This window comes from Sphingomonas liriopis (genome assembly GCF_024211255.1).
Lineage (GTDB): Bacteria > Pseudomonadota > Alphaproteobacteria > Sphingomonadales > Sphingomonadaceae > Sphingomonas > Sphingomonas liriopis.
The window spans coordinates 100,244-117,524 of the sequence record NZ_JAMLDY010000006.1 but is presented as its reverse complement, the minus strand read 5'-3'; the positions used below and the strand labels follow the sequence as shown (position 1 = coordinate 117,524).

18 protein-coding genes and 1 tRNA gene are annotated in these 17,281 nt (G+C 67.3%); 11 read left to right on the top strand and 8 right to left on the bottom strand.

All coding sequences use genetic code 11. The annotated features are described in order from the left end of the window. The first annotated feature begins 16 nt into the window (after window positions 1-16). Window positions 17-1,360 (top strand): tetratricopeptide repeat protein, encoded by a 1,344-nt coding sequence (locus M9979_RS06510; RefSeq protein WP_254288522.1) that lies wholly within the window; start codon window positions 17-19, stop codon window positions 1,358-1,360. Window positions 1,361-1,548: 188 nt separating this feature from the next. Here the strand turns inward: M9979_RS06510 and M9979_RS06505 are convergent, their stop codons facing one another. The 6 genes from M9979_RS06505 to M9979_RS06480 all read right to left on the bottom strand — a co-directional run bounded on the left by M9979_RS06505 (window position 1,549) and on the right by M9979_RS06480 (window position 6,900). Continuing rightward, a complete protein-coding gene (locus M9979_RS06505) occupies window positions 1,549-2,766 on the bottom strand; it encodes an amidohydrolase family protein (protein ID WP_254288521.1) in 1,218 nt (405 codons plus the stop codon). Continuing rightward, window positions 2,763-3,746 carry an aspartate carbamoyltransferase catalytic subunit gene (locus M9979_RS06500; protein WP_254288520.1) on the bottom strand — a complete coding sequence of 328 codons (984 nt, stop codon included), beginning with the start codon at window positions 3,744-3,746 and terminating at the stop codon, window positions 2,763-2,765. Before M9979_RS06500 ends, M9979_RS06505 begins: the two co-directional genes overlap by 4 nt. A gap of 429 nt (window positions 3,747-4,175) precedes the next feature. Next, on the bottom strand, window positions 4,176-4,316 hold the full coding sequence (locus M9979_RS06495) for a hypothetical protein (protein WP_340689052.1): 141 nt from the start codon (window positions 4,314-4,316) through the stop codon (window positions 4,176-4,178). After that, on the bottom strand, window positions 4,313-5,254 hold the full coding sequence (locus tag M9979_RS06490) for a hypothetical protein (protein ID WP_254288519.1): 942 nt from the start codon (window positions 5,252-5,254) through the stop codon (window positions 4,313-4,315). The genes M9979_RS06495 and M9979_RS06490 overlap by 4 nt, the downstream gene beginning before the upstream one ends. Window positions 5,255-5,341: 87 nt before the next feature. Then, window positions 5,342-5,803: a Holliday junction resolvase RuvX gene (ruvX, locus tag M9979_RS06485; protein ID WP_254288518.1), complete on the bottom strand. Its 462-nt coding sequence runs from the start codon at window positions 5,801-5,803 to the stop codon at window positions 5,342-5,344. Next, window positions 5,800-6,900 (bottom strand): DUF3089 domain-containing protein, encoded by a 1,101-nt coding sequence (locus tag M9979_RS06480; RefSeq protein ID WP_254288517.1) that lies wholly within the window; start codon window positions 6,898-6,900, stop codon window positions 5,800-5,802. Before M9979_RS06480 ends, ruvX begins: the two co-directional genes overlap by 4 nt. Before the next feature lie 106 nt (window positions 6,901-7,006). Between M9979_RS06480 and gatC the strand changes: the two genes are divergently transcribed. From gatC to M9979_RS06460, 4 genes are all read left to right on the top strand, one after another. Next, complete coding sequence (gene gatC / locus M9979_RS06475; RefSeq protein WP_254288516.1) at window positions 7,007-7,309, top strand: Asp-tRNA(Asn)/Glu-tRNA(Gln) amidotransferase subunit GatC; 303 nt, start codon at window positions 7,007-7,009, stop codon at window positions 7,307-7,309. Beyond that, window positions 7,309-8,820, top strand: coding sequence for an Asp-tRNA(Asn)/Glu-tRNA(Gln) amidotransferase subunit GatA (gene gatA / locus M9979_RS06470; protein WP_254288515.1), 1,512 nt, complete (start codon window positions 7,309-7,311; stop codon window positions 8,818-8,820). The genes gatC and gatA overlap by 1 nt, the downstream gene beginning before the upstream one ends. A gap of 1 nt (window position 8,821) precedes the next feature. Continuing rightward, window positions 8,822-10,285, top strand: coding sequence for an Asp-tRNA(Asn)/Glu-tRNA(Gln) amidotransferase subunit GatB (gene gatB / locus M9979_RS06465; protein ID WP_254288514.1), 1,464 nt, complete (start codon window positions 8,822-8,824; stop codon window positions 10,283-10,285). Between the two features lie 197 nt (window positions 10,286-10,482). Next, complete coding sequence (locus tag M9979_RS06460; protein ID WP_422921688.1) at window positions 10,483-11,079, top strand: peptidylprolyl isomerase; 597 nt, start codon at window positions 10,483-10,485, stop codon at window positions 11,077-11,079. A gap of 335 nt (window positions 11,080-11,414) precedes the next feature. Here the strand turns inward: M9979_RS06460 and M9979_RS06455 are convergent, their stop codons facing one another. Together M9979_RS06455 and M9979_RS06450 are read right to left on the bottom strand one after the other, a co-directional pair. Next, the gene (locus tag M9979_RS06455) at window positions 11,415-11,615 is read right to left on the bottom strand and encodes a hypothetical protein (protein WP_254288512.1); all 201 of its coding nucleotides are present in this window, start codon (window positions 11,613-11,615) and stop codon (window positions 11,415-11,417) included. A 1-nt stretch (window position 11,616) separates the two neighbouring features. Next, window positions 11,617-11,778, bottom strand: coding sequence for a hypothetical protein (locus M9979_RS06450; protein ID WP_254288511.1), 162 nt, complete (start codon window positions 11,776-11,778; stop codon window positions 11,617-11,619). Window positions 11,779-11,888: 110 nt separating this feature from the next. On the opposite strand from M9979_RS06450, the gene M9979_RS06445 reads away from it, so the two are divergent. The 6 genes from M9979_RS06445 (at window position 11,889) to clpX (ending at window position 17,178) form a co-directional block, all read left to right on the top strand. Next, window positions 11,889-11,973: transfer RNA gene (locus M9979_RS06445), tRNA-Leu, on the top strand. A gap of 73 nt (window positions 11,974-12,046) precedes the next feature. Beyond that, complete coding sequence (gene tig, locus M9979_RS06440) at window positions 12,047-13,708, top strand: trigger factor (protein ID WP_254288510.1); 1,662 nt, start codon at window positions 12,047-12,049, stop codon at window positions 13,706-13,708. A gap of 185 nt (window positions 13,709-13,893) precedes the next feature. Further along, window positions 13,894-14,826 carry a glycosyltransferase family 2 protein gene (locus M9979_RS06435; RefSeq protein WP_254288509.1) on the top strand — a complete coding sequence of 311 codons (933 nt, stop codon included), beginning with the start codon at window positions 13,894-13,896 and terminating at the stop codon, window positions 14,824-14,826. A gap of 56 nt (window positions 14,827-14,882) precedes the next feature. Beyond that, a complete protein-coding gene (locus M9979_RS06430; RefSeq protein WP_277998426.1) occupies window positions 14,883-15,572 on the top strand; it encodes an ATP-dependent Clp protease proteolytic subunit in 690 nt (229 codons plus the stop codon). Between the two features lie 11 nt (window positions 15,573-15,583). Continuing rightward, window positions 15,584-15,802 (top strand): hypothetical protein, encoded by a 219-nt coding sequence (locus M9979_RS06425; protein WP_254288508.1) that lies wholly within the window; start codon window positions 15,584-15,586, stop codon window positions 15,800-15,802. A 104-nt stretch (window positions 15,803-15,906) separates the two neighbouring features. Further along, entirely contained in the window at window positions 15,907-17,178 is a 1,272-nt protein-coding gene (gene clpX, locus M9979_RS06420; protein WP_254288507.1) for an ATP-dependent Clp protease ATP-binding subunit ClpX, read from the top strand. Window positions 17,179-17,281: the final 103 nt, after the last annotated feature.

Genomic DNA, 17,281 nt, shown 5'->3' with positions numbered 1-17,281 from the left:
CCTGGGGGGTAATCCGATGACACCACGCCTGATCCTGTCGCTCGGCATGTCCGCCCTCGTCCTCGGGGGGACGATGGTCGGCTGCACCGGCACCGCCGGCCGCATCGCCTCCGCGAGCGACCGCAGCGCCGCGCTCGCCGCCAGGACCGCCGCGCGCGACGCCGACAAGGCCGCGCGTGCGCTGGCCAGGCGCGATGCCGCGACCGCCGTTCCGCTCGCCGAGAGCGCGGTGGCGCTGGCGCCGCGCGACGCGGGCTATCGCATGCTGCTGGGGCAGGGGTATCTGCAGGCGGGACGGTTCGCCTCGGCGCGCGACAGCTTCGCCGACGTGCTGCAGCTGACGCCGGACAACGGCAAGGCGGCGCTCAACCTCGCGCTGGCGCAGATCGCCACCGGCGACTGGTCGGCGGCGCGGACGACCCTTGATACGCATGCCGCGATCATCCCGGTCGGCGACCTCGGCCTCGCCACCGCGCTCGCCGGCAATCCCGATGGCGCGGTGCAGATCCTCAACGCCGCGGCGCGTGCGCCGGGGGCGGATGCGAAGGTGCGGCAGAATTTGGCGCTCAGCTATGCGCTGGCGGGCAACTGGAGCATGGCGCGCGTCGCCGCCGCCGCCGACATGTCCGCCGCCGACGTCGATGCGCGGATCGAACAATGGGCGACCTTCGCCAAGCCGGCACATGCGTCGCAGCAGGTCGCGAGCCTGCTCGGCGTGACGCCGGTCGCCGATACCGGCCGCCCGATCGCGCTGGCGCTCAACGCCGCGGTGCCGGTGACGCCGGTGCAGGATACGCCGGTGCAGACCGCCGCGGTCGAAACCCCGGTCGTGATCGCAGCGCCGGTGGTGGCCGCCACGCCGGCGGCCGTGCCATCGCCCGCCGCTGCGTCGCCATTCGCCAAGGTCAGCTTCGCGGCACGGCGCGAGGTGGTGCAGCCATTGCCGACGATGCTGATCCGCGCCGATGCGGCGCCGGCCAAGCTCGCCCTGCGCGGCAATGGATCGAAGCGCGTCGTCCAGGCGGTGCCGGCGGCGACGCCGTTCGTCCGTCCGCAGCCTGCCGGCGGCGACTGGTACGTCCAGCTCGGCGCGTTCAGCAACGCCGCGGTCGCCAAGTCGGGCTGGACCAGCGCTACCCGCCGCTTCGCCGCATTGTCGGGGCATCAGCCGACGGGGACCAATTTCGCCGCGCGTCAGGGCTCGCTCTACCGCCTGTCGGTCGGCGGCTTCTCGCGCCAGTCCGCGGACCAGATGTGCCGCAGCTACCGCGCCAAGGGCGGCACCTGCTTCGTCCGCCGCGAGGCGGGCGACCGCATGGCGCAATGGCTGCGCAGCCCCGTGCAACTGGCGTCGCGGTAACCCTAACTCCCTCTCCCCTCCGCGGAGAGGGCCGGGGTGAGGGGCAGGGGCCTCGCAGAGGGGGCGGTTTCAGTGAGACACCGCCCCTCTCCCAACCCGCATCGGGTGAACAGCACCCCGTGCTGTTCAGATCATGCCGGGGGCATGATCGGCCCGATGCGCCCCTGAGGGGAAAGGGCTTTAAGCGATCACACCTCTCGGCCGGCTTTCCATACCCTTAGCACGCGGCCCTGTACCGGCAGGCCATCGAACGGGGTGTTGCCCTCCGAGGCGAACGCGCTGCCGTCGATCTGCCACGGCGTGTCGGCATCGAACAGCATCAGGTCGGCGGGCTTGCCGGCCTCCAGCGTCCCCGTCTCCAGCCCCAGCACCCTAGCGGGGTTCGCCGCGAGCATCGCGAGCAGCCGTGCGAGCGGCAGCACGCCGTCGCGGACCAGCATCAGCCCCAGCGGCAGCAGCGTTTCCGCCCCCGCCATGCCCGCGGCCGAATCGGTGAAGGGCAGGCGCTTCTTCTCCGGCCCGTGCGGATCGTGGCCGGACGCCAGCACGTCGATCGTCCCGTCCGCCACCGCGCCGCGCGCCGCCTGCCGGTCGCTTTCGCTGCGCAGCGGCGGCGAGAGGTGGGCGTAGGTGCGGAAATCGCTCATCGCGATATCGGATAGATGGAGGTGCGCCGGCGTGATCCCGCAGGTCACGCGCACGCCGCGGCGCTTGGCGGCGCGGATGAGGTCGAAGGCGGCGGCGGTCGTCGCCTGGCGGATGTGCAGCCGCGCGCCGGTATCCTCGGCGAGCATCAGGTCGCGCGCCACCGCCAGCGCTTCGGCGGCGGCGGGGGCGGAGGGCAGGCCGAGGCGCGTCGCGGTCTCGCCGTCGGTCGCCACCGCACCGCCGGTCAGCCCGCCGTCCTCGGCATGCGCGACGACCGCGATGTCGAGGTCACGGGCATAGGCGAGCACGCGGCGCATCACCCCCGAATCGGCGATCCAGTGCCGCCCGGTGCCGACCGCCTTGGCGCCCGCGGACGCGCAGATCGCCATTTCCGCCATATCCTCGCCGGCGAGCCCGCGCGTCGCCGCGGCGATCGGATGGATCCACAGGTCGGGCTTGCCGATCAGCGCGGCGCGCTGGACGATGCCGGGGTCGTCGAGCACCGGATTGCCGTCGGGCATCAGCGCGACGCGGACGATCCCGCCGGCGCGGAACGCCGCGCGGTCGATCCCGAACACGCCGAGATCGACGATCCCCGGCGCGAGCGTTTTGCCGCCGCAGTCGATGGTGGCGGCGTCGCCCGGCACCTCGAACGTTCCCGCCGCGGCGATGACGCCGTCGCGGACCAGCAGCCCGCCGGGCTTCACGCCGGCGACCGGGCAGGCGATCTGCGCGTTGACGAAGGCGATCGTGGTCATGCCCAGCCCTCCACGCCGCGCGCGCGCCGGGTCAGCACGTCGAGGCACGCCATCCGTACCGCCACCCCCATCTCGACCTGTTCGGTGATCGCCGATTGCGGGCCGTCGGCGACGCTCGAATCGATCTCGACTCCGCGGTTCATCGGTCCCGGGTGCATCACCAGCGCGTCCGGCAATTTCGCCAGCCGCTCCGGCGTCAGGCCATAGCGCAGCCGGTATTCGCGGCTCGACGGGATATAACCACCCGCCATCCGCTCGTTCTGGACGCGCAGCATCATCACCACGTCGGCGCCGACCAGCGCCGCGTCGAAGTCGGTGAACGGCGTCAGCCCCATCCGCTCGATCGCGGCGGGCATCAGCGTCGACGGCGCACATACCCGCACCTCGGCGGCGAGCGCGGTGAGCGCGAGGATATTCGAGCGCGCGACGCGGCTGTGCAGCACGTCGCCGCAGATCACCACGCGCTGACCCGCGATCGACCCCTTGCGGCGGCGGATGGTCAGCGCATCGAGCAGCGCCTGCGTCGGATGTTCGTGCCGCCCGTCGCCGGCGTTGAGCACCGGGCAGTCGACCCGGTCGGCGATCAGCCGCACCGCTCCGCTCGCCATATGGCGGATGACGATCACGTCGGCGCGCATCGCGTTCAGCGTCTGCGCGGTGTCGATCAGCGTCTCGCCCTTCTTCACGCTCGATTGCGCGGCGTGCATGTTGACGACGTCGGCGCCCAGGCGCTTGCCGGCGATCTCGAAGCTCAGCAGCGTGCGCGTGCTGTTCTCGAAGAAGGCGTTGATCTGAGTAAGCCCGTCGAGCCGTTTGTCGGGTGCGGCATGGCTGCGGTTCGCATCCACCCACGTCTCCGCCTCGTCGAGCAGGAAGGCGATCTCGTGCGGCTGGAGGCCGTCGATGCCGGTCAGGTGCCGGTGCGGGAAGACGGCGCCGCCCGGGATCTGGGCGGCGGGGCGGTGATCGGAGGGCTGCATCAAGCGCGCCGGGTAGCGCGGCGGTGGGGTCGGGGCAAGCGGGCGCGGCCGAGTCGGGTGGGCTGGAAGTGGACGAAGTGGACGGTACGTCGTGTTCGAAAACGCCTCCGGCTGGTTCCCCGGGAAGAGCGGGGCCGGCCGTGGGAAAGGGCGTGCATGGGGCCGATATAGCAGGGCGAGGGTGTGTAGGACAGCTGTGGCGAACGATGCCGTACCTAACCTCCTCCGTCACCCCGGACTTGTTCCGGGGTCCACGGGTCCGCAGGCGTACCGTTTTCGGCCTCCACCCACTTTCATCGCCGCAGAGTTGATCCCGGAACAAGTCGTGGGTGACGGGGTAGGTCAGGCATGCGGCGGGACATTCGCTGCGCGTGCCTCATGGGCATCACGCCGCCTTCAGCGTCTCCGTGTCGATGGCAAATCGGTATTTCACGTACCCTTGGCCATCCGGTCGTAGGCTTCGTCGATCTGGTCCATACGGATCATCTCGATGTCGCTGGTCAGGCCGTGCGCGTTGGAGAAGTCAAGCATCTCCTGCGTTTCCTTGATCTCGCCGAACGTCACAATCAATTCAAGAGGGAGTCGTAGACCGGCTCGAGGCTAGGATCGACTCTCTTCGCAAGAATTTCCATAACGTCAAACACTCTGGAGATGTAGTCGTCGTCTCTGTTGTATGTGGAAACCGTATCCCGCGTGCGCTCCCAATTTGATTCGTTGGGCGCGTTTTGAGCCCATGAATCAGCGAGAAGGTGGATACCTCGCTGGACGCTTTCATGATCGCTCAATGAGTGATCGGCTCGTACCTGCATGATCCCGGTTGTCCTATCCTTCTTCCAGAACATAAGCCTTTCGATGCTTCGGATCAGCGGCGGTCGGGCGTAATCCTCGTATATCATGACGGCGTATATAATTAGTTGTAGCTGGGAGTCTTTGGTTTCCGTTGCGATAAGCGCATCAAAGCGGCGCCGAATAATACGATAGTGACGTGCGACGAACCGATTCCGCCTGCGCGCGCCAGGGCCTCCAGCAAGCGGCACCTTGTTCGCGACCGCATAAAAGAAAGCTATGATCGCAAGCCATAGCTCGTTTCCGGCCGAATCCAGATTTGGAAGCAGAGACCTATTCGGGATGATTAGATAGCGCTGTGCAATGAATGCGGCCGCAATGCCGGCGGTGGCGTGGCCGATGAACCTTGGCCAACTAATTAGTCCCTGCCGATTCAGAAGCACGATCGCCATGCAGCGAATGCCATAATAATAGACGGAGACCCAAGCTATTCCCATTCGCCAGCTAGGATGACCTGTGGCAACCAGCGCTGCGGATACAGCCACGATGAAAACCGTGGGTGCCATCGCTCGCAAGAAAAAATTGAGCGCGACGTTCTCATCTGGCTCTTCGAAAAGCGTGGTACTTTGATAGCCAAAATCGACGGCGTGTTTGCCGATCCAATTGACAGAAAAGAAAAGAACAAGTGCGAGAATAAGATGGGCGGCAATGAACAGGGTCATGAATCTTCGTATTTCATTACTCGGGCCGAATGGAAATAGCGAACCTGAGGTTGCCCAGCGAGACTCATCAAGATGCAGCCATTCTCGTCAGGCCATCACCAGCGCGTCGATCGCCGCCTGCAGGATGTGCGCGGCGGCGAGGTTGTCGATCCGTTCGGCGCGCTTGGCGCGGCTCATGTCCTGTTCGATCATCGTGCGTTCGACCGCGACGGTCGACCAGCGTTCGTCCCACAAGAGGATCGGCAGGCCGAGGTCGTCGCAGTTCCTGGCGAAGGCGCGGGTCGACTGGCTGCGCGGGCTCTCCGTCCCGTCGAGGTTGAGGGGGAGGCCGAGGACCATCCCCTTCACCTGCTGCGCGGTGGCGAGCGCGACGAGCGCGGCCTTGTCCTTGGTGAACTTGCTGCGGCGGATCAGCTCGGCGGGGCTGGCGAAGCTCCAGCCGGCGTCGCACAGCGCGGTGCCGATCGTCTTGCTGCCGAGGTCGAGGCCGAGCAGCCGCCCTCCCTGCGGCAGCGCCTCGCGAAAGTCCGCGCGGTCGGCCGTTATCACTTGAACGCCGCCAGCCGGCGCAGCGCATCGGCGCGCACGTTCGCCCAGAACAGGCTGTAGTCGTAGACGTGATAATTGTTGCCGGGCAGCACATAGCCTCCGACCTCGGGCGGCTCGCCGATCAGCAGGAAGCCGCGCGGGCCACAGCGCGCGGGCACCTTGCCGGGCTGGATCGTCGCGGTGGCGAGATCGGCGGAGGGGAAGAGCGTGCCCTGATTGGCGGTGGCGGGCGCGGCGGCGTCGACAGTGCCGGTCAGCGGGTTGGTGCAGACCAGCGGCGTGTCCTTGCGCGGGCGGCCGTCGAAGCCAATGGTCTTGTCGTACAGGTCGGTGATGAGCGACGGATCGGCGGGTTCGGCGAAACTCTCCCACGACAGCAGGCAGCGTGCCTGATCGGGGCGGGCGCATTCGGGCAGGCCGAGCGCGGCGAGGTCGGTCGCCTTCGACACCGGCCAGCCGACGACGTAGGCGGCGACGATGCGCCTGGCGATCGGTTTGCCCGCGACCTGTTCGCGGAGCAGGCGGGTCAGGTGCAGCGCGCCCTGGCTGTGGCCGGCGAGGATGATCGGGCGTTTGGGATCGACCTGGCGGACGAAGGCGGCGAACGCCGCGGCGACGTCGCCGTAGGCGAGGTCCAGCGCGCGGTTGGCGTCGGCCTCGCTGGTCAGGAACGCGCCGAACGTCGCCTGACGGTAGCGCGGCGACCAGATGTCGCCTGCGGCGTTGAACGCGCTCGCCTGACCGCGCAGGAAGATCGCGGCGCGGGCGTTGGTCTCGGCATCGTCGAGCCGCGCGTTCCAATGGTCGCGGCCGATGTACGAGGTCGGGTGGATGAAGAAGACCGCCGCCTTGGGGCTGGCCTCCGGCGTGTAGCCGGCGGGGCTCCACAGCGCGGGATTGCCCGGAATGTCGGGTCGCGCGATCCATAGCCGCCGGTCGGCGTACACCTTCGGATCGACGCCCGCCTGCGCGGTGAAGCGTTCCGACGGCACCAGCGCCATGCGCAGGATCTCGACGCCGTACAGCCGGTAGGCGAAGGCACCGGCGATGACGAGCGCGATCAGGACCGCGAAGACGTAGAGGAATTTGCGGGCCAAGGGATCGGGTTCCGGGCAGGTCAGGGATGGCGCCTGATGGACGAGGGCGCCGGAACTGGCAACACGCGGTTGCGCTCGGCAAGCCGCCTCTGATAGGCGCAAGAGCATGTCCGTAGACACCGCCACCGTGAAGAAGGTCGCCGCGCTCGCGCGCATCGCGATCACCGACGAGGACGCCGCGCGCCTCGCCCCCGAACTCAGCAACATCCTCGGCTGGATCGAGCAACTGGAAGGGGTGAATACCGCCGGCGTCGAGCCGATGACCGCGGTCATCCCCAACCAGCTTCGCCTGCGCGACGATGTCATCGACGCCGATCCGCTGACCGGTGGCGGCATCCGCGATGCGCTGATGGCCAATGCCCCGCAGGCCGAGCATGGCTTCTTTACCGTTCCCAAGGTGATCGAATAATGACCGACCTGACCGAACTGGGCGTCGCCGCGATCCGCGACGGCGTGCGCAGCGGTGCCTTCTCCGCGGTCGAGGTCGCCGACGCCTTCGTGGTGAAAGTGGCTAAGGCGAAGCACCTGAACGCATTTCTGGTGGAGACGCCCGATCACGCGCTCGCCGCGGCGCGTGCCGCCGATGCCGCGCGCGCGGGCGGCCAGACGCTGAAGCCGCTCGCCGGCGTGCCGATCGGGATGAAGGACCTGTTCTGCACGAAGGGCGTCGCGACCACCGCGGCGAGCCATATCCTCGAAGGGTTCGTGCCGACCTACGAATCGACGATCTCGCAGAAGCTGTGGGACGCCGGTGCGGGCATGCTCGGCAAGCTCAACATGGACCAGTTCGCGATGGGCTCGTCGAACGAGACCAGCGCGTTCGGCAACGTGATCTCGCCGTGGCGGCGGCCGGGCAGCGACGCGCCGCTGGCGCCGGGCGGCTCGTCGGGCGGCAGTTCGTCGGCGGTGGCGGCGGGGCTGTGCCCGGGCGCGACCGGCACCGACACCGGCGGCTCGATCCGCCAGCCGGCGGCGTTCACCGGGATCAGCGGCATCAAGCCGACCTATGGCCGCTGCTCGCGCTGGGGGACGATCGCCTTCGCATCGTCGCTCGACCAGGCGGGGCCGATGGCGCGCGACGTGCGCGACTGCGCGATCCTGCTCGAGGCGATGGCCGGGTTCGACGCCAAGGATGCGACCTCGCTCCAGCTCGACGTACCGCGCTGGGAACAGGGCCTGTCGGGCGATCTGCGTGGGGTTCGGGTCGGTATTCCTCGCGAGTATCGGTTCGAGGGTAGTGGAGACGGGCTCAATTACGATCTTGAAGGCCTGGCGAGTATCGGTGCGACGTGGAAGGCCGGTATCGACTGGCTGCGCGACGCGGGCGCGGAGATCGTCGAGGTCTCGCTGCCGCATACGAAATATGCGCTGCCCGCCTATTACATCATCGCGCCGGCGGAGGCGTCGTCCAACCTCGCGCGCTACGACGGCGTGCGCTACGGCCTGCGCGACCTGCCCGAGGGGGCGGGATTGCAGGACATGTACGCCGCGACCCGCGCCGCGGGCTTCGGCCCGGAGGTGAAGCGGCGCATCATGATCGGCACCTATGTGCTGTCGGCGGGCTTCTACGACGCTTATTACACGCAGGCGCAGAAGGTGCGGACGCTGATCGCGCGGGACTTCGAGCGCGCGTGGGAGACGTGCGACGTGCTGCTGACCCCGACCGCGCCGTCCGCGGCGTTCGCGCTCGGCGAGAAGTCGGCCGATCCGATCGCCATGTATCTCAACGACGTCTTCACCGTGCCGTCTTCGCTGGCCGGTCTTCCGGCGATGAGCGTACCGGGCGGGCTCGACAAGCAGGGGCTGCCGCTGGGCCTGCAGATCATCGGCAAGCCATTGGACGAACAAGGCGTGCTGAACGCCGGATTGGCAATCGAACAGCGCGCCGGCTTCGTCGCCCGCCCGCAGGCGTGGTGGTAAGATGAGCGACTATCGTATCCAGGGCGCCACCGGCGAGTGGGAGGTCGTGATCGGCCTCGAGGTCCATGCGCAGGTCACCTCGAACGCCAAGCTCTTCTCGGGCGCGGCGACCGCGTTCGGGGCGGAGCCGAACACGCAGGTCAGCCTCGTCGACGCGGCGATGCCGGGCATGCTGCCGGTGCCCAACATGGAGTGTATCCGCCAGGCGGTGCGCACCGGCATGGCGATCGACGCCACGATCAACCGCTGGTCGCGGTTCGATCGCAAGAATTATTTCTACGCCGATCTGCCGCAGGGCTATCAGATCAGCCAGCTGTACCATCCGCTGGTCGGCGAGGGCGCGATCGAGATCAGTCCCGACGACAGGAACCCCGATGCGACCAAGACGATCGGCGTCGAGCGCATCCACGTCGAGCAGGACGCCGGCAAGCTGATGCACGACCAGCATCCGACGCGCTCCTATGTCGACCTCAACCGGTCGGGCGTCGCGCTGATGGAGATCGTCAGCCGGCCCGACATGCGTTCCCCCGCCGAAGCAGGAGCTTATCTGAGGAAGCTGCGCGCGATCCTGAGGTATGTCGGCTCGTGCGACGGCAATATGGAAGAGGGCTCGATGCGCGCCGACGTCAACGTCAGCGTGCGCAAGGTCGGCGACGAACTCGGCACGCGCACCGAGACGAAGAACGTCAATTCGGTGCGTTTCGTCATGGCCGCGATCGAATATGAGGCGAAGCGCCAGGTCGAGGTGATCGAGGACGGCGGCCGCATCGTCCAGGAGACGCGGCTGTTCAACGTCGAGAGCGGCACCACCCGCTCGATGCGCTCCAAGGAAGACGCGCACGATTACCGCTATTTCCCCGATCCCGACCTGCTGCCGCTCGAACTGGAGGAGGCGTTCCTCGCCGACTGCCGCGCGAGCCTGCCCGAACTGCCCGATGCCAAGCGCAAGCGGTACGAGGGGCTCGGCATCTCGGCCTATCAGGCGGACGTGCTGACCGCCGAGGTCGAGGCAGCGCGCTGGTTCGACGCGCTGCTGGAGGCGGGCGCCAAGCCGGTCGCGGCAGCGAACTGGACGACGTCGGAGCTGTTCGGCGCGCTCAACCGCACCGGGCGCGATATCGCCACGTCGCCGGTGTCGCCATCGCAGGCGGCGGAACTGCTCGCGCTGGTCGCGGACGGCACGCTGTCGGGCAGCCTCGCCAAGCAGGTGTTCGAGGTGATGCTGGAGACGGGCGACGCGCCCGCCAGGATCGTCGAGGATCGGGGTTTGAAGCAGACCAGCGACACCGGCGCGATTCTGGCGGTGATCGCCGAGGTGATCGCCCGGAGCCCCAACCAGCTGGCGCAATATCGCGGCGGCAAGGAAACGCTGTTCGGCTATTTCGTCGGCCAGACGATGAAGGCGATGGGCGGCAAGGCCAATCCCGCGGTGGTGAACGAACTGCTCAAGAAGGCGCTGGCCTGATCCGCTCGCTTGGGGCGCGACATTCGCCCCACTCGCTTCGTCATGCCGGACTCGTTCCGGCATCCACAGTGCCGCATGCGCCGAGAGCGTTGGTCTCGCGGAACGGTGGACCCCGGAACAAGTCCGGGGTGACGGGGTATTGGGGGCTACGACCTGCCCATAGCTCGGATGACGGGAGAGTGCCGGTGACGCGATTGATGCTGGGTCTGACGACCGCCTTCCTCGTTGCCGCGCCGGTAATCGCGCAGCAGGCGGGTGCACCGGCACCTTTGCCGCGCGTTGCGTTCGAGACGACCGCGGGGCGGTTCGTGATCGAGGCGGACACCAAACGCGCCCCGATCAGCGCGGGCAATTTCCTCAAATACGTCGACGGCAAGCGGCTCGACGGCGTCACCTTCTATCGCGCGGTAAAGGTCGCCGACCATTTCGGCTTCGTGCAGTTCGGGCCCGATGGCGAGGCCAAGCGGATCCTGCCACCGATCAAGCATGAGCCGACGACGCAGACCGGCATCCGCCATACCGACTTCACCGTCTCGACCGCGCGCTTCGCGCCGGGCACCGCGCGCGGCGAATTCACGATCAGCGTCGGCGACCAGCCCGCGCTGGACGCGGACCCGAGCAAGCCGGGCGACAATCTGGGCTACGCCGCGTTCGGCCATGTCGTCGAGGGGCAGGACACGATCCTGAAGGTCTTCGACGCGCCGGTGTCGCCGACCGCGACGCTGCGTGGGTCGTTCAAGGGCGAGGTGCCGGTGAACCGGGTGACGATCCTGACGGCACGGCGGGTTAAGTAGGTCCTTTCCCACCCCGGCGAAGGCGAAGGGGGTAGCCGCAGGGATACCGGTCATGCTTGCGAGCCTCGACCCAACCCCCTCCGTTCGCCCTGAGCCTGTCGAAGGGCCTGAGACTCACCTGTGCTTCGACAGGCTCAGCACGAACGGGGAGAGGGCGGGGCCCGTCTAAGGCGCCTCGGCGTCCTCCCTTTCACCTGTGCTTCGGCAGGCTCAGCACGAACGGGAACGGCCGGCGGTGCCCGTCAAAGGCGCCTCTGCGTTCTCCGCGCCTCCGCGCGAACAAAAAAGGCGGCCCCCGAAAGGACCGCCCATTCAAAACGCAACGGATCAAACCGTCATTGCTGGTCGAGATCTTGGTTCTTCACCTCGCCGCCGGTGCCGCTGTTGCCGTCGAACTGGCCCGTGTCGGTGAAGCGCGACGGCTCCTTCCCACCCTCGCCGCGGGCGACGGCGTCGGAGCGCGCCTCGACCGCCTGTTCGATGTCGCTGCGCTCGTCCTCGCGCTCGGCGTCGATCGTCGTCTCGGGATCGGCCATGTCAGATCTCCGCCGGTTGCGCGGTGCCGGGATCACTCGCCGGGATGCCGGGCGAGGGGACGTCGACGTCGGGCGCGGGCGTCGTCACCTCGGGCGGCGGGCTGTCGGGCTGCACCGGCTGGGGGTCTGGGGCGGGGGTTTCGGCTGGGGGCTGGGTCGCCATGATCGGTCTCTCCTTCATGGCCTCCAACGTCCCGGATGCCGGCGGGTTGCCTCGACGCTTGCCTGCGCGCGCCACGCTGGTATAGACGCGCGCCCAACGGCGGGTCTCATGCGGGCGTGGCGGAATTGGTAGACGCAGCAGGTTTAGGTCCTGCCATCGCAAGATGTGGGGGTTCGAGTCCCTTCGCCCGCACCAGTCCCGCCGCTCGAAGCGCGGGGCGGCAGCCTTAAAGAATTTTCGTCGAATTTCTCAAGATTGAAGGCCGGATATGCAGACTGTCGAGACGTTGAACGAGGGCCTGAAGCGCGCCTACACGCTGACCATCACGGCAAAAGACATCGACGCCAAGGTCGATGCCGAAGTGAAGCGCGTCGCGCCGCAGGTGAAGATGCCCGGCTTCCGCCCCGGCAAGGTGCCGGTGAACCTCGTCCGCAAGATGCATGGCGAGGCGCTCGCCGCCGACGCACTCAACAGCGCGATCCAGCAGGGCGTGCAGCAGCTGCTCGCCGACCAGGGCCTGCGCCCGGCGATGCAGCCCTCGGTCGCGCTCAACGACGATTACGCGCCCGGCAAGGACGCCGCGGTCACCGTCGAGCTCGAAGTGCTCCCGACCGTGCCGGCGCCCGCGATCGACGCGCTGAAGCTCGAGCGGCTGACCGTGCCGGTCGCCGACGAGGCGGTCGACGAACAGCTGCAGAAGTTCGCCGACCAGTCGAAGAAGTGGGACGACGCCGACGACAAGACGGCGGAGATGGGCGACCTCGTCACCGTCGACTTCGTCGGCAAGACCAGTGACGGCGTCGCGTTCGACGGCGGCACCGGCAGCGACATGGCGGTCGAGCTCGGCTCGGGTCGCCTGATCCCGGGCTTCGAGGACCAGCTGGTCGGCGTGAAGCTGGGCGAGGAAAAGACGCTCAACGTCACCTTCCCCGAGGATTACGGCGCCAAGGAACTCGCCGGCCAGGCCGCGACGTTCGACATCACCGTCAAGAAGATCCAGGTCGCCGGCGAGAGCAAGATCGACGAGGATCTCGCCAAGAACCTCGGCCTCGAGAGCCTCGAGCAGCTGCGCGGCCTCATCAAGGGGCAGATCGAGCAGGAGCATAACGGACTCACCCGCACGCACATGAAGCGCAAGCTGCTCGACCAGCTCGCCGAGGGTCACGATTTCGAAGTGCCGCCGTCGATGGTCGAGGCCGAATTCGCGCAGATCTGGCAGCAGCTGGAGCATGAAGCGACGCACGAGGAAGACCCCGCCGCGGCGCTCGCCGAGATGGAAGCCGAGCGCGACGATTACCGCAAGATCGCCGAGCGCCGCGTGCGCCTGGGCCTGTTGCTGTCGGAGATCGGCCAGGCGAACGGCGTCGAAGTCAGCCAGCAGGAGATGAACCGCCTGATCGCGCAGGCCGCGCAGCAGTATCGCGGCGAGGACCAGCAGCGCTTCATCCAGTACATCCAGCAGGAGCCGATGGCCGCCGCCCAGCTGCGCGCGCCGCTATACGAGGACAAGGTCGTCGACTTCCTGTTCGACAAGGCCGACGTGACCGACCGCGACGCGACCCGCGAGGAGCTGGAAGCCGCGATCGAGAGCGAGGACGGCTTCGCGACCGGCACGCACACCCACGATCACGACAACCACAAGCCGAAGGGCAAGAAGGCTTCGGGCGAGGCCAAGCCGAAGAAGGCAGCCGCCAAGAAGCCGGTCGCCGAGGGCGACAATGCCGCGACCGAGACGCCGGCCGAGGACGCCGGTGCCGAGGCGCCCGCCAAGAAGCCGCGCGCCAAAAAGGCCGCCGCTCCGGTCGAGGCCGAAACCGCGGTGACCGAATCGTCGCCGGTCGCGGCCGAGGCGGCGGAGGGCACCGAAGCCGCCGACGCGCCCGCCAAGAAGCCGCGCGCGAAGAAGGCACCGGTAAAGACCGAGGGTTGATCCGATCGGGGGGAGGAGGCTGGGGCCTCCTCCCCCCTTTCGTCACCCCGGACTTGTTCCGGGGTCCACCGTGCGGCACCCCCGGGACATGAGGCACGAGCGTCGCGCTTGCGGACGAGTGGACCCCGGAACGAGTCCGGGGTGGGGGTATCTGGGGCATCGAGCCGGCGCATAAGGGACGAGGCGTGACGCAACCGACGATCGCAGTCCTGCTGCCCTGCTACAACGAAGCCGCGGCGATCGCGCAGACCGTCGCCGGTTTCCGCGCCGCGCTGCCGGATGCGACGATCTACGTCTACGACAACAATTCCACCGACGCGACGATCGCGGTCGCGCGCGAAGCCGGCGCCGTCGTCCGCAGCGAGCGGATCCAGGGCAAGGGCAACGTCGTCCGCCGGATGTTCGCCGACATCGACGCCGACGTCTATGTGATGGCGGATGGCGATGCGACCTATGACGCCGCTTCCGCCCCCGCGCTGGTCGCCCGCCTGCTCGGCGAACAATGCGACATGATCGTCGGCGCCCGCGTCAGCCAGGCGCAGGAAAGCTACCGTCGCGGGCATCGTTTCGGCAATGCGCTGCTCACCGGCATGCTCGCGCGCCTGTTCGGGCGCAGCTTCACGGATATCCTGTCGGGCTATCGCGTCTTCTCGCGCCGCTTCGTCAAGAGCTTCCCGTCGCTGTCCTCGGGGTTCGAGATCGAGACCGAGATCAGCGTCCACGCGCTCGAACTCAAGATGCCCTGCGCCGAGGTCGAAACACCTTATTATGCGCGGCCCGAAGGATCGGCGTCGAAGCTCAGCACCTATGGCGACGGCTGGCGCATCCTCAGCACGATCCTGACGCTGTACCGGATCGAACGGCCGCTGCTGTTCTTCGGCCTCATCGGTGCGCTGTTCGCCGCCATCGGCGTCGCACTCAGCGTGCCGCTGGCCATCACCTATATGCACACGCATCTGGTGCCGCGCTTCCCGACCGCGGTGCTCATCACCGGGCTGATGATTATCGCCGCGCTGTGCGTCTTCGCCGGGCTGATCCTCGACACGGTGGTGCGCGGCCGGCGCGAGGTGCGCAGGCTTGCCTATCTGGCACATCCCGCCCCGTCCGCCGGGGCTTGAACTCCCCCGCCTTAGCGCCGATGTTGGCGCTCTTCGGGGCATATAGAGAGATTTTCATGCACAATCCGTTCGAGACCGGCGACTTCATGAGCCCGATCGCGCATGCCGGCCTTGGCCTGACCCAGACGCAGGCCGGTCTAGTGCCGATCGTCATCGAACAGTCGAACCGCGGCGAGCGCTCGTTCGACATCTTCAGCCGCCTGCTGCGCGAGCGGATCATCTTCGTCACCGGCGGCGTCGAGGACGGCATGGCCAGCCTCATCACCGCGCAGCTGCTCTTCCTCGAGTCCGAGAACCCGAAGAAGGACATCTTCATGTACATCAACTCGCCGGGCGGCGTCGTCACGGCGGGCATGGCGATCCACGACACGATGCAGTACATCCGTCCGCGCGTCGGCACGGTGTGCATCGGTCAGGCGGCGTCGATGGGCAGCTTCCTGCTGGCATCGGGCGAGCCGGGCATGCGCGTCGCGCTCACCAACGCGCGGATCATGATCCACCAGCCGTCGGGCGGCGCGCAGGGCATGGCATCCGACATCGAGATCCAGGCGAAGGAAATCCTGCGCATCCGCGCACGGATGAACCAGCTCTACGCGCAGTACACCGGCCAGCCGATCGAGGAGATCGAGCGCCGCATGGATCGCGACACGTTCCTGGAAGCCAACGAAGCCAAGGACTTCGGCCTGGTCGACGAGGTGTTCGACAAGCGTCCGGCGCCGACCGAGGACATGGCCAAAGCGGCGTAAGGAGACGGATCATGGATTACGAGTTGCTGATCCAAAATGCTGAAGGCGAAAGGCGGGTGCATTCCCGCCGACGGGGTGACATGCCCAGCAAGGGTGACCTCGTCGAAGTCAACGTCAACGGTGCCGCTCTTGAGATGAAAGTCATGGCGGTAAAGGATGTATATCGGGAAACCGGATCCGTCTGGCGTGTGACGTTGGACGAGACAACGGCGGAAGCCGCACCGCGTTAAGCCGTTCTTCGTTAGGGACGTTTGGCCGTTGTGGTTTGTGTACTGGCCGGGTTACGATGCCCGGCCTCACCAGCGGGGATGACCTCCGCGACAAGGAAGTTTGAATGACGAAACTGAGCGGTGGCGACTCGAAGAGCACCCTCTACTGCTCGTTCTGCGGCAAGTCGCAGCACGAGGTCCGCAAGCTCATCGCAGGGCCGACCGTGTTCATCTGCGACGAATGCGTCGAGCTGTGCAACGACATCATCCGCGAGGAGACGAAGTCGGCGCTGGTCAGCAAGAAGGACGGCGGCGTGCCCACGCCGCAGGAGATCTGCGACGTCCTCGACGATTACGTCATCGGTCAGAAGCGCGCCAAGCGCGTCCTGTCGGTCGCGGTGCACAACCATTACAAGCGCCTGAACCACGGCGCCAAGGGTGCCGACGTCGAACTCAGCAAGTCGAACATCCTGCTCGTCGGCCCGACCGGCTGCGGCAAGACGCTGCTCGCGCAGACGCTGGCGCGCATCCTCGACGTGCCGTTCACCATGGCCGACGCGACGACGCTGACCGAGGCGGGTTACGTCGGCGAGGATGTCGAGAACATCATCCTCAAGCTGCTCCAGGCGTCCGACTATAACGTCGAGCGTGCGCAGCGCGGCATCGTCTACATCGACGAGATCGACAAGATCAGCCGCAAGGCGGAAAATCCGTCGATCACGCGCGACGTATCGGGCGAGGGCGTCCAGCAGGCGCTGCTCAAGCTGATGGAAGGCACCACCGCCAGCGTGCCGCCGCAGGGCGGGCGCAAGCATCCCCAGCAGGAATTCCTGCAGGTCGACACGACCAACATCCTGTTCATCTGCGGCGGCGCGTTCAGTGGCCTCGAGAAGATCATCGGCGACCGCCTGCAGGGCAAGTCGATCGGCTTCGGCGCCTATGTCGCCGCGCCGGAAGAGCGTCGAACCGGCGAGATGCTGCGCCAGACCGAGCCGGAGGACCTGCTCAAGTTCGGCCTGATCCCCGAATTCGTCGGCCGCCTGCCGGTGATCGCGACGCTCGAGGACCTCGACGTCGATGCTTTGGTCAAAATCCTGAAAGAGCCGAAGAACGCGCTGGTCAAGCAATACCAGAAGCTGTTCGAGATGGAGGAGGTCGACCTCGGCTTCACCGACGACGCGCTGGTCGCGGTCGCCAAGAAGGGCATCGAACGCAAGACCGGTGCACGCGGCCTGCGCTCGATCCTGGAGGGCATCCTGCTCGACACGATGTTCGACCTGCCCGGCATGGACGGCGTCGACGAGGTGATGATCGACAAGGACGTGATCGAGGGTCGCAAGGAACCGATCCGCGTCTATGCCGAAAAGAAGAAGGACGGCGCCGGCGCTGCCGCCTGATGAAGCTGTTACCGGGATATTCATTGACCGTTAGGGGTTGTCGTGGTGTAAGTCTGCGACGTTTTAGAGGAGATCAATGGTGTCGATAGCGAACCGGATCGCG